Raw genomic sequence first — 11,877 nt, forward strand, 5'->3', positions numbered from 1 at the left:
CCAAGGCTCTCGGAGAGCTGGATCAAGCACGAGCTGATATTCGCACGATGCTGGCGTCACCGCATCAGGGGCACACGCGCCGCATGGTGGATCCCTGCCCGCATCCCTGGCTAGAGGTTGAGGGCGATGAGCCGGACTATATGGCGCAGGCGAACCTTGAGCGCTACCGCGGCGACACAACGCGCGCTGGCCGCAATCTATTTAGTGATGCTGCCGGACAAATGTTTACGGCGATGGACAACCCTTTTGCTTAAGCTTCTTTCGTGCGGAAGGTGACGGTGGTGGGGTTCTCCACCGTGCGGGAAACCGTGCAGTCTTTCTCGTGGGAAATGCGGACCAGGCGCTCAATCATGGACTGCGCTTGGCGGCCGGCATCGGTATCGGGGAAACGGAGGGAGAACTCCACGTTGATGTCGCTCAGCCGTGAGGCACCGTCTTCGTTGATGCGGGTACCGTCCACGTGGACGTCGAAAAGCTCTGGTTCTGCGCGCCGGGAGGTGACCACGTCGACGTCGACCGCCGAGCAGCCCGCTACTGCGGCCAGGAGTAGCTCCACCGGGCTCAAAAGGCCCTCACCGGTTCCAAACTCGAGGCTTGCCCCGTCAGCATTCGTTGCGCGGTAATGGCCTGTATCGACGCGGGTGACGTCGACTCCGTACTTTTTGGTGACTTCGCTCATGCCCGCCATCCTAGTGGCCGTTCGCAATTTAAAAAGAAATTAATATTGCGGCCACATGGGTGCAAACTGCGCAACATATCCTTTTCTTCGTCTCTTTCAATTCAATAAATCCATCCCCTCACTCGTATAGGAAGAACTATGACTACTCGCCGCTTTCTCGGCACTGTGCTCACCGTTTCGGTGGCCGGAACCTTCTTGGTTGCTCCTGCTTCTGCTGATGAACCAAAGGAGGGCATGGGCTCGCGTTTTAGCATCGGAGTGCTGCCGGATACTCAGTTCTACTCCCGGTACTCCACTCCGGAGACCGGCAACCTGGCCCAGGCGCGCTACGGCAGTGAACCTTTTAAGGCGCAGGTCGAGTGGCTGGTGAAGAACCAGGAAGCGCTCAACATGGACTTCGCTACGCACCTCGGTGACGTCGTGGACCAAGCGGATGTCGAGGGGGAGTGGAAGGTCGCCGATGAGGCCATGAAGGTCCTCGATGACTCCGACCTGAACTACTCCATCCTGCCGGGCAACCACGACATGATTGAGGATAAGTCAGCGCACCCGTACAACGACTACTTCAGCGCCGAGCGCGCCAAGAACGCTAACCCGGAGACCTTCCGAGAGCGCCACACTGCGGTCAACAATGATTCCGAGTACCACATTTTTGAAGCAGAAGGCCAGAAGTACTTGGTCCTGGCGCTGGCCTGGCGCGCGGACGATGAGGCCCTGGACTGGGCCCAGGATGTTCTCGACGCACACCCGGACCTGCCAGTCATCCTCACCAGCCATGAGGTACTCAACATCGATGGTGCTGGTGAAGTCTTCTACTCTGAGGACTACGGCGAGGGCCTGTGGAACAAGTTCATCAAGAAGAACGACCAGATTTTCCTCACCATGGGCGGCCACCACCACGGCGCGGGCTACCGCGTGGATAAGAACGATGCTGGCCACGACGTCATCGGTATCCTGCAGGACTACCAGATGGCCTACCAAGGCGGTAACGGCCTGCTCGGTGTGCTCGAGTTTGATCTCTCCGGCAATGAACTGGAGATGACCGCCCTGTCCCCGTGGGTGGCGCAGAAACCGGCGAAGGAGCTCACGCAGTTCGACAAGCTCATCCTCGACGGCAAGGGCGATAGCTACCACGTGCCGCTCAACTTCAAGGAGCGCTTCGCCGACTTTGCCCCAGACTGGACCATCGGCGATGAGAATGACCCAGACCTTGGCCAGAAGGCCCGCGACATCGCGGAGGAAGGCTACACCCCGTACACCATCCCGAAGGATCAGCTTCCGGAGGGCCCGAACGACTTCGTGAAGTCCGACAAGACCGTCTTCCACTGGCGCCCAGGTCAGACCAAGAACAAGGACGGCAAGCAGCTTGCCGACGGCGACGTGGCCACCGAAGGTGCAATCATTCCGGATGCCTTCGGTTCCGACGGTGCCGGCGACCTCGTTCGCGAGGGTGGTCCTTCCAACACGGGTGAGCGCATCACCTACACCAAGGATCACCACCCGCTGTCTTCTGATTCTGGTTCCCTCTACTGGTCCGACCCAGCCGGCAAGGCCGCGATGGCGGAGTTCCGTTCCAAGGAAGGCGCTGAGATCAACAAGGTCGATACTTCCGCGGGCTACACCTTCGAGTCCTTTGTGAAGATTCCGAAGGATTTCAACGGCTCTGAGCACGGCTGGGGCAGTGCGCTCTCCCGCGACTCCAGCATTGCTGAGCTTGTCGACGGCTCCGAGGACACCGACCCCACCGTCATGTTCGGCATCTCCAACCTGCGTGAGCTGCGCTGGTGGGCGGAGCCCAAGGAAGGCGAAGGCTCGACCGTGTGGTCCCACGAGGTGCCCACCGATGAGTGGATGCACATCGCTGTGGTGAACAAGCCGGATTCCGACACCGTTGAGATGTTCATCAACGGCGCACCGATCCTGCGCAACGCCAAGGGCGCTGAAGGTCTCCTCCCGCGCGACCTGCAGTGGGTCATGGGCGCTGGCTTTGATAACCGCAAGCCGCAGGACCCGTGGTACGGCTGGATTGGTGAGACCCGCCTGACCCAGGGCGTTCTGGACTCCGATGAGTGGCTCACCGCCCGCCCTGCCGCAAAGGAGGAAGGGCCGACCACCTCCACCACGACGCCTAGCGAGCCAACCAAGCCCACTGAACCGACTCACACCAACGAACCTTCCGCCGACGACATGGCTGCGGCCTTCTTCGCCGGCTCGAGCCGCGGCGCGAAGATTATTGCTCCAATCCTGGCAGTCATCGCAGTCCTTGGCGGTGCTGCCTACGGCCTCATTCCCACCATCAACCGCATCTTCGGTCTGAACATCCCACAGCCACAGCTGCCGAAGATTCCGGGCCTGAACTAGAGAGCTCAGCCCACTAACCTCCATCCCCCGTCTCACAGTGAGACGGGGGATTTTCTGTTGTGTTGCTACATTTCGCGGCGGTCACTATTTGTTAGAAACGTTGCTTCGATGAAGCGGCTTCGCTGCGTGGCCAACGGCAATCTAGTTATGGACAAACCATTCTGGAATGAGTAGTGTGAAACTTATGGGACGGCCTCGTAAATTCAATGAAAAAGAAGTTCTTGCCGGCGCGATCGCGTTATTTGGCACGAACGGATTCACTGCAGTCTCAGTGGATGATGTGGTGAATCAACTGGGACTTAACCGGTCCAGCTTCTACAACCTTTATGGCTCGAAGCATGGACTGTTTCGTGCAGCAGCTGAAACGGTGTGCGCTGAAGCTGAAGGCGGCCGAGTATCGGATGCGACAAAGGACTTCGTGGTGGTGGCACTGGTTGAGGTGGCGCCAGTCAGTAAGGATTTACGCGAGCTTATCCAGCGGGCTTATGAACTGTGCTTCACGGGCCCGGAATCGTTAGGGCAGCATGCGCTCGCCCGTGCACAAGGACGCAAACACTAAGGGGAGGCATCATGAACAACAAACTCACTCTGACAGAAACAGAACTCATCGTCGAACCACTCGGGCTAGATAAGCTCTGGTCGTTGACCGGCAGTATCAAGGTTCCGTGGGAGCATGTGCGAGGCGCTACCCATGACCCTGGCATGAAGCATGAGCCAAAAGGTTTTCGTGCGCCGGGGCTGCGCAGTGGACAGAAGCTAGCGGGCACCTTCCACGCGGATGGCGGCCGACATTTCTGGAACATTAGCGGCTATGAGAATGCCGTTGTCATCGAGCTTAAAGACGAGCATTTCGATCGGTTCATCGTTTCCTTGGAGAACCCGACTGAATGTGTAGCGCGCATCAACGAAAAGGCTCAGGCCGTCTGAGCCTGACGTGTCCCAGCGTCAGTGCTTGATGTCATTCACGGTAAATGGCAGGCGAAAACTGTGAATTCTCGTCCACTATTCACGGAGAATGACACGTTTAGGCTGAACGGCTCTCGGTTCTGGAGTTAAAGTGCCCCAGGTTTTGTCCTATCTACTCAGTCGGGACAAAACAGGGACACTTCAATCATCACTGACCTGCAGCTCAACCTGACGCAGGCGCAGTGGGTCAACAGCCTCTATGCGGTGCTACTGGCGGAGCTGCTCTGCGACGGGGCAAGATTGCGGATACCTGGGGACGCAAGCGCGCCTTCCTCACCGGCCTGACAATATTCGTGGCAGGCAGCGTATTGGCGGGATTTCCTACCTCGACCGCCACGTGGATCTCCGCGCGCGCAGTACAGGCAATCGGTGCTGCGTTCATCATGCCTTCCACGCTTTCCACGGGTAAACCGTATTCCGCGGCAAATACCGCGCAACAGCCTTTGGTGTGTGGGGCGCGGTAATTTCCGGTGCGGCAGCGGTCGGACCCTTGCCGGTGGTGCACTGACGGAATGGGTGTCCTGGTATTCGCGATTATCGAGGGCCCGACCTAGGCTGGTGGGAGCCCCAATCCTCATTCAGCTTCTTTGGCTGGACCTGGTTCGAAAACGCGGCTATTTCACCGGTTCCGCTAGGGCTCACGGTTTCGGCCGTGGGCTTCGCGCTGTTAATCAGGTCGGAAAAGCACCGCGAGCGGGGTCACCGCTCGGTGCTGTTGTATCTTGAATTGTTTTCTTATTCCACGTTCTCGTGGGACAATATCACCGCTGGTGCGGTAGCAATCGGCGAGTTTGCCATCATCTTCGTGTTGCTGCTGTACCTGATTAATACGTTGGACCTCTGCACGGTGTTGTCTGGCCTGGTGCTGGCAGCCACGGCAATCGGTGCATTCTTCTCCGTTGCAGCAGCCCCCACGTCGCGGCACGGTACGGGGCGCCTGGCACCGTGCTCATTGGGCCCGGCTTGGAAGCCGTCGGCGTCCTTATCCTCGTCCTGCTTATGGGGCCGGATACGAATGGTTGGATCATCGCCGCGCCGCTGACCCTGTACGGCTTGGGCCTAGGGTTCGCCTCCGCGCAGCTGACCGGCACGATGCTGCGGGATATTCCCGTCGATGACTCCGGGCAAGCCTCCGCAACGCAAACCACCGTGCGCCTGGGGCAGTGGTGTGGGCCTTAAGCGAAGGCATGGCCAACGCCGCGCAGTGGTCGCTCGTAGCCGCTACTGCATTCTTCGCTTCGAGCTTTGTCGGTGCACTTAGGGTGCTCCGTGCTGCGGCGGAGAAGGGTGCCCCCGCAAACAACGCCGATCTCGGTGCCCGCGTTAATCGCGTCCCGAACTGATTCTCCACCCGCGTGCTGCTTTGCGTTGCTGCCAGAAGTGACGGTAGATACCGGGGACATCGGAAAGCTCAGAATGCGTGCCTAGCTGGCTGACTTGCCCGTGTTCATCCAAGACTACGATTTGATCAGCAGATTTGATTGTATCCAGCTTATGGGCGATGACAATAAAAGTAGATTGCTCCCGTAGCTCGTCCATCGCAGCAAGAATGTTTGCCTCATTTTCTGCATCGAGCGCGGAGGTCGCCTCATCAAAGAGTACAATCGGCGCTTGCTTGAGAAGCGCGCGAGCTACAGATACACGCTGGCGTTCACCACCGGATAGAAGCCGCCCGCCTTCACCAACAGGAGTATGCCACCCTAGGCGGTTGGCAATAGAAGTCACGCCTGAAAGATCAGCTGCGCGGAAGACTTCCTCATCGGAGGCGTCGGGACGACCAACGCGGATATTAGCGATTAACGAGTCGTCGAAGAGGTAGACATCCTGAAAAACCATGGACAGTCTGGACATTAACTGTTCGGTTCCAAGCTCGCGGATATCTACGCCGTCAACCATCACCGCCCCGGAATCTACATCCCAGAATCGCGAAATAAGGCGCGCAATTGTGGTCTTTCCGGAGCCAGAAGGACCGACAATGGCGGTAACGGTGCCTGGTCGAGCATGGAAAGCGATATCTACCAATACTGGTTTATCGCCGTATCCAAACGTGACATTACGCAGCTCTACACTTCCCGAACCATCGCCTGGGCGCGGAGTAGTGGGTTCCGGTAGGGAGGGGGCATCGGTGATGAGCTCAGTTTCTGTGAGCGCGATACGGCCGGCATCTAAACCGACGAAAGAAGAACCCAGCTGCTCAAGCGTGCGGGTAAACCTCAAGCTGATTCCGATGATCGCAATTGTTTCTAGTGGCGATAGGGCGCCTTCAACGGCAAGATCCGCGGAGACCATAATGAGAGCCACAATGAAGATCTGCACTACTATGCCGTTGAGTAGCAAAGCTAATGTGGATACCCATAGCTCGCGTATTCGTGCTTTATGGTCGATTTCTAGCGCTTGCTCTAGTGGCGCAAAAACTTGTGATTGTCCTGCCGCGCGCAGGGCTGGTTGACGGTTAGCAAATTCTACGATGCGCTGGGAGAGCTCTTTACTCGGCCCCAGTGCGCGGTTCGATGCTTTCTCACGAATCCATGCAGCCAACTGCATCACCACGAGCGCCAATGGTGCGATGATAAGAAGGACCAAGCCCAGCTTCGGGTTCCAGAAACACGCTCCTACTAACAAGGTGACAAGTGCCGCGCTATCGCGGTATATCGTTCCTTGAATATGCGCAATGGTCTCGGCCGCCACCATAAAGCGATCTGAAACGAGGCGAGATAGGCCGCCGGTATTAGCCGGTACGAACCAGCCGAGCGGTAGCGTTGCTAATTTATCGCCCACAGTCGTGTGCGCGGCTCGGATGAAATCCAAGGCCGTGTGGTAAGAGGCCATGGTTGCGAAAAATCGTAGCGCAAAAGCTACGAGCGCAATTGCCAAAAGCGTCCACATCCATGGTGCGATCGTCGTATCCCCATCGAGTGCCTTTGTAAGTGGCACGAGCGTGAGAACGGCGAGGCCATCAAGCACGCCAACGATAAGCGATAGACAAGCATACCTTTTATTGAGCTTATGGCCTACAGGACTTTGCAGCTTTTTGACACTGCGAGTGAGTAGCGGATCACGAAGACGCGAACTAACAGGCGTAGTGGCATTAGACATGAGAATTATCCTTCATAGGCTTGAGGCAGATTATTTGGTCTGCTCCTTGGATGGACTCCGGCTTGTGGGCGATGACTAAGACGGTCTTGCCTCTGACGAGTGTGGCTAGAGCTGCTTGAATTTCTGCTTCGCAGTCAGGATCAGTTGCCGCAGTAGCTTCATCTAGGATCAAGATTGGGGCATTGGTAATGATTGCCCGGGCAATAGAAATGCGTTGCTGTTGTCCACCGGATAAAGAGGTGTCCTCACCAACAACGGTGTCGAGCCCAGCCGGTAAAGCGCGAATATCAGCAGCTATGTGCGCAGCCTCTGCGGCTTGCCAGATCTCTTCATCGCGGGCTTCTGGGCGTGCAAGGCGAATGTTTTCCCGAATACTCATACGCAGTAAGTGAGGATCTTGTAAGACGAAAGCCACAGTGCGGTACAAACTGTCGAAAGTGAGATCACGGATATCCACGTTGTTGATAGTGATTGTGCCCGAATCTGGATCCTGGAAACGCGCCAACATCGTTGCTGCTGTGGATTTGCCAGACCCGGAGGGGCCAATCAATGCCGTGACAGTGCCTGCATTTAGTTGCGCAGAAAAGTCTTGGAGGACTGGTGTGTCTGGGGCGTAGCTAAAGCTGACCTTATGGAACTCCACCTCCATGTCTTGACTATTGGCGTCGAGGCTCTTTTGGCCTTCTTTCACATGGGAAATTGTCATGACTTCATCAAGGCGCAACGCCGCATTGCCAGCGAGCTGGTAAGACCACATCATTTGGCCGACGGTTTGAATCGTGCCCGGGAGCACCAGCGCAATTAACGTTGTTGCGATGACTTCAGCGACCGTGACATAGCCACCAGCTATCAGCAGGGAACCCACTCCTAGATTGATAAGGATGAGGACAGGAACCGCCACCACAGACTCTGAGATTGCGGAAACACGCAGAAGCGGACGTACCCACTCGTAATAGAATTCCGCGAATTTTTGGGCAGCTTCGCGATATCGAGCGTGGGCTTTGCCAACGGTGCCGAAAGCCTTGACGACGGAAATACCTTCGGAGAACTCCACCGCAGTCGCAGAGACCTCACCCAGATAATTATCCATTTCCGCAGTTTTTGTGCCCATATCTTTCATTGAATATGCTTGGATTGCTAGGAAAATGGGCACAGTGGCAATAGAAAGTAGACCAAGGCGCCAATCCAAGATAAAGGCATAAACCAGAAGCGCGAGGGGCGTAAAGATCGCGGCGACCTTCTCTACAGGAGCATGGGCTGTCAGGGTGTGCAGAGTTAACGTATCGTCCTCGACGGCTTTGCGGACTTTGCCGGAATTAGTCTGGCTAAACCACGAGAGTGGTGCTTTCGCAATAGCGGTAATAATTCGGCGCCGGTTAATCCCCACCAACTTTGCATCAGCGAAGTGGGTGATTGCAAGGGCAAGGAAATAGAAGAATAGCTGGCCCAAAAATGCAGCAAGTAGCCATTTCACAATGGACGCGACGTCATCAGTATTGCCGTCGATTAGAGCATTTCCCAGTGCCACCAACGCGACGTAGGGTGCTACGGCGAGTACCGAGGATATAAGCGCGAGAAACTGTGCGAAGTAGATGGTTGTTTGCACTGGGGCCAGTAGTTTTTTTAGAGCGACCTGGCCGGCTTTTAGTTTTGCGCGAGCCTCTTCTTCCGGTGACGCACCGTGTGATTCTGGTGCGTGGGTTCCGCTTGATTCTGTGGAACTTTGTTTTAGTTCAGACATTTCTTTCTCAATTCTTGTTGATGTCAGTCATATCGATGATTCTGGTGACTGATTCTTGGATGAATTCGTGGTCATGGGTGATGACGATGACCACTGCTCCGCTTGCTGCAAGAGATCGAAGTAGCGCAGAGATGGATTGCAGTTGGCGCCAGCCCACGCCAGAGGTAGGTTCATCGAAGATGTAGATCGCTGCTTGCTCGGCTTGGGCTGAAGCTATGGCTAAGCGTTGCCGTTGCCCACCGGACAGAGACTGCGGATGCCGTTGGGCCATTCCTGCCAGATCGAGGCGATGGAGAATCTCATTGACATCGATGTGGTCCCGCTTCTTCTTTGCCAGTCCGAGCGTGACTTCTTCTTCGGTGGTGGCTGCGAATAATTGGCGGCCAACATCTTGCATCACCATGTACGCGGCACGTCTGCGGGCAGCCGCTCCTACTCGTTTGCTGTTCAAACGGAGACTACCGCCGCGTTTGGGAGAAGCAAGACCACAAATGATCCTGGCGAGGGTGGTTTTTCCAGCGCCGTTGGGCCCGATTAAGGCGGTGACTTCGCCGCTGGGGAAAAATGCGTGGTCAATGTTTAATACCTCATGTGCGCCATAAGAAAAACAGATGTTGCTTAACTCGAGTCCGCTCCGCTGGGGATCGGCGTTTTCGAGCGTGGGTGGTACCGGCACGCTCGCGGGCAGGGGAACGTGGTGTAAGCTGCGTAGCCCCAATTGTTTGCGTTCGGGTTCGTCTAAGGCATAAAACTCCTGAGCGTGGAAACTCCGCGTTATTTTTCCCTGAGTCAAGTAAATAACTTGGTCAGCGATATCTTTTAAGAAAAAGAGGCGGTGATCAGCGATAATGATCGTTGTGCCTAATTCCTTCAAGCGGTGTAGCGCGCGTGCAAGAATATCGATGCTTTCCATGGAGAGATTGGACGTGGGTTCATCGAGAAGCACGAGACTGCCCGGGGACACAAGCGCGCATGCGCATGCCACGTTTTGTAACTGTCCACCGGATAATTCTTTGAATCGCCGGCCCCGAAGATCGTTAATGCCTAGTAGCTCGACCGCTGATTGAATCCTCGACTCAATTTCTGTGGGATCCACACCAAGGTTTTCTAGCCCGAAGGCCAATTCTGCATTGACGCTTTCAGTGAAAAATTGTGTCCTTGGATTCTGGAATACTGAGGCGCTGAACTCGATGGCTCGGGACAGCGGTTCTTCCGCAGGGTTAAAAGCCTGGTCATCCTTTATAATAGTGATGGCGCCTAGTAGCTCTCCTGGATTGAAATGGGGGATGAGTCCGTTGATCAACTTGAGTACCGTGGACTTTCCCGATCCGGAATCACCGGTAATCAGTAGACACTGTCCTGGAGAGACAGAAAAAGACACATCAGATACACCTTGAATGCCTGGCCGAGCGCCCAATGGATATGTAAAAGAAGCGTTGTGGGCGTTTACACTGGTTGCGATACTGCGTTCGTTCATAAGTGGACCTCCGTGGGGAGCCAGACAGAGGCAACAATGAGGCCCAACCCAGCTAGTGCAGTTGCATCGACAAGCTTGAAGGAAAGATCGGCGGTGGTGGTTGGGCGTGTGGGGCCTCCCAATCCGCGGACAAGAGCAGAGGCAGCGAGCTCATCACCAGCGCGGACGACGGCGCCTAATAGGGGGATGATCAGCATCGCGGACGATTGTGTGGGCTGTGTGATCCAGCTTTTTACTCCAGGCTGGAGACCCCGAAGGACCATGGCATCGCGGATCGCTTTGGCTTCTGCCACGATTATCGGCAAAACGCGCAGGAAAACCGCCGGTGGAATGGTGGCCCAGCCTGGTAAACGCAGGTCCCGCAGTGCTGAGGTCAACGTGGATGGTGTGAGAGTGAGCAAGCCGAATGCGCCGATGGACATGCTGATGACAAAACGGCTTAGCCACGAAAAAATTGCCGCTGAAAAAGCGAAAAATGTGGAGCCAGGAAGCTGTAATAGGCCCCAATACCCTAGATAGGATAATGCAAAAGCGAACAGGCAAATAAGACCATAGTGTGGCTTTACTGTAGCTAGTGCGATGGAGCTGAAAGCGATAGAAATCAGCAGTGTCGGTAGGTGGCCGTGGCTGAGAGCTACCGCATTGATTACTAGAACAGAAAGCAGCACGGTCCGTGGATCGATCGAAGATCGATGAAGCACGCCCTGTTTTTGCAGGCTCACAGGAGACCAGCGCTTTCAAAGTGTTTGCGGCTGACGCGAACTCCGACCTTTCCTCCGATAAAGCCGACGATGAGCGCACAAATGGCCAGTACTCCAATGGTCCATGGCTGGAAGATATCCGACATAGCATCGGCGTATTCTTGACCCATTTGGTCTGCGATATCGACGTAGTATGAGTCCGTATCCAGAATTAGCGGGATAAAAGGCAAAGAAATCCAGACACAGAAGATGCCGTAGGCAATAGGGAAGGACTTGGCAATACTGAGGTGGCTTTTTGTAATAATCAAATCTGCGATAAACCCAAGAATTATGCTTCCCAGCAAGGTCCAGAAGTAGTGTCCGGTGAGCATGAATGCTAATCCGTTAATACCACCGACGAGGGTGAAAGCACCCATTTTGGACGTGCGGACGGCATAAAGCGCTAGCACGATTCCGTTTGCGATTGCCGCGATAAACCATCCAATAAACATGAATTGTGGTCCTGCGAATCCAATCATTCCGCTTATAAAGGTGATTACAAAGTAAAGTGCAGCAAAGATGCCAGCGTTGATGAGATCTCTGGTGTTTAAACGTGCCGTCGACCCACTGGATGAGCTTGTACTCCGTGCGGGCGTAGAGGACTGTTGGGTCATAGTAAACCTCGATTTATGAACAGCAGGAAAGGTAAGGCTTACCTAAGTTAGGTAATACTGTTTATAAAACATTTCAAGTTTTGATCTGAAGATTCACCCTTAATGGGGGTGAATGCAGATAAGTAGACATCAAACCAGACCACGACTACCGACTAAGTACCGACAAAATCGGGCTTAAGGGACATTTCGTGTGGATAAACCGA

The 11,877-nt window shown here is 55.2% G+C and carries 12 protein-coding genes; 6 read left to right on the top strand and 6 right to left on the bottom strand.

What is annotated here, in order from left to right; all coding sequences use genetic code 11:
• The first annotated feature begins 47 nt into the window (after positions 1-47).
• Positions 48-254, top strand: a complete 207-nt coding sequence (locus tag HMPREF2526_RS13150; protein WP_148139524.1) for a hypothetical protein — start codon at positions 48-50, stop codon at positions 252-254.
• On the opposite strand, the gene HMPREF2526_RS00105 is transcribed toward HMPREF2526_RS13150, so the two are convergent.
• The gene (locus HMPREF2526_RS00105) at positions 251-679 is read right to left on the bottom strand and encodes an OsmC family protein (protein ID WP_070545074.1); all 429 of its coding nucleotides are present in this window, start codon (positions 677-679) and stop codon (positions 251-253) included. The two genes, HMPREF2526_RS13150 and HMPREF2526_RS00105, sit on opposite strands and share 4 nt — an antisense overlap.
• 138 nt (positions 680-817) lie before the next feature.
• Between HMPREF2526_RS00105 and HMPREF2526_RS00110 the strand changes: the two genes are divergently transcribed.
• From HMPREF2526_RS00110 to HMPREF2526_RS00125, 5 genes are all read left to right on the top strand, one after another.
• Positions 818-3,040 carry a LamG-like jellyroll fold domain-containing protein gene (locus HMPREF2526_RS00110; protein ID WP_070545076.1) on the top strand — a complete coding sequence of 741 codons (2,223 nt, stop codon included), beginning with the start codon at positions 818-820 and terminating at the stop codon, positions 3,038-3,040.
• Between the two features lie 184 nt (positions 3,041-3,224).
• Positions 3,225-3,599: a TetR/AcrR family transcriptional regulator gene (locus HMPREF2526_RS00115; RefSeq protein WP_230308896.1), complete on the top strand. Its 375-nt coding sequence runs from the start codon at positions 3,225-3,227 to the stop codon at positions 3,597-3,599.
• Between the two features lie 11 nt (positions 3,600-3,610).
• Positions 3,611-3,967 carry a hypothetical protein gene (locus HMPREF2526_RS00120; protein ID WP_070517041.1) on the top strand — a complete coding sequence of 119 codons (357 nt, stop codon included), beginning with the start codon at positions 3,611-3,613 and terminating at the stop codon, positions 3,965-3,967.
• A 221-nt stretch (positions 3,968-4,188) separates the two neighbouring features.
• Positions 4,189-4,470, top strand: a complete 282-nt coding sequence (locus HMPREF2526_RS13155; protein WP_118779515.1) for an MFS transporter — start codon at positions 4,189-4,191, stop codon at positions 4,468-4,470.
• Between the two features lie 481 nt (positions 4,471-4,951).
• Positions 4,952-5,185 carry a hypothetical protein gene (locus HMPREF2526_RS00125; protein WP_070545078.1) on the top strand — a complete coding sequence of 78 codons (234 nt, stop codon included), beginning with the start codon at positions 4,952-4,954 and terminating at the stop codon, positions 5,183-5,185.
• A gap of 144 nt (positions 5,186-5,329) precedes the next feature.
• Here the strand turns inward: HMPREF2526_RS00125 and HMPREF2526_RS00130 are convergent, their stop codons facing one another.
• Genes HMPREF2526_RS00130 through HMPREF2526_RS00150 form a run of 5 tightly spaced genes read right to left on the bottom strand, consistent with a single transcriptional unit; the run spans position 5,330 to position 11,674 of the window.
• Complete coding sequence (locus tag HMPREF2526_RS00130; RefSeq protein ID WP_070545080.1) at positions 5,330-7,102, bottom strand: ABC transporter ATP-binding protein; 1,773 nt, start codon at positions 7,100-7,102, stop codon at positions 5,330-5,332.
• A complete protein-coding gene (locus HMPREF2526_RS00135) occupies positions 7,095-8,843 on the bottom strand; it encodes an ABC transporter ATP-binding protein (RefSeq protein WP_012714929.1) in 1,749 nt (582 codons plus the stop codon). The genes HMPREF2526_RS00130 and HMPREF2526_RS00135 overlap by 8 nt, the downstream gene beginning before the upstream one ends.
• Before the next feature lie 7 nt (positions 8,844-8,850).
• Positions 8,851-10,320 (bottom strand): ABC transporter ATP-binding protein, encoded by a 1,470-nt coding sequence (locus HMPREF2526_RS00140; RefSeq protein WP_070545082.1) that lies wholly within the window; start codon positions 10,318-10,320, stop codon positions 8,851-8,853.
• Positions 10,317-11,042, bottom strand: coding sequence for an energy-coupling factor transporter transmembrane component T family protein (locus HMPREF2526_RS00145; RefSeq protein ID WP_070545084.1), 726 nt, complete (start codon positions 11,040-11,042; stop codon positions 10,317-10,319). The genes HMPREF2526_RS00140 and HMPREF2526_RS00145 overlap by 4 nt, the downstream gene beginning before the upstream one ends.
• Positions 11,039-11,674 (bottom strand): MptD family putative ECF transporter S component, encoded by a 636-nt coding sequence (locus tag HMPREF2526_RS00150; RefSeq protein WP_070545086.1) that lies wholly within the window; start codon positions 11,672-11,674, stop codon positions 11,039-11,041. Before HMPREF2526_RS00150 ends, HMPREF2526_RS00145 begins: the two co-directional genes overlap by 4 nt.
• Between the last annotated feature and the right edge of the window lie 203 nt (positions 11,675-11,877).

The sequence above is a fragment of the Corynebacterium sp. HMSC070E08 genome, assembly GCF_001808895.1.
GTDB classification, from domain to species: Bacteria; Actinomycetota; Actinomycetes; order Mycobacteriales; family Mycobacteriaceae; genus Corynebacterium; species Corynebacterium hiratae.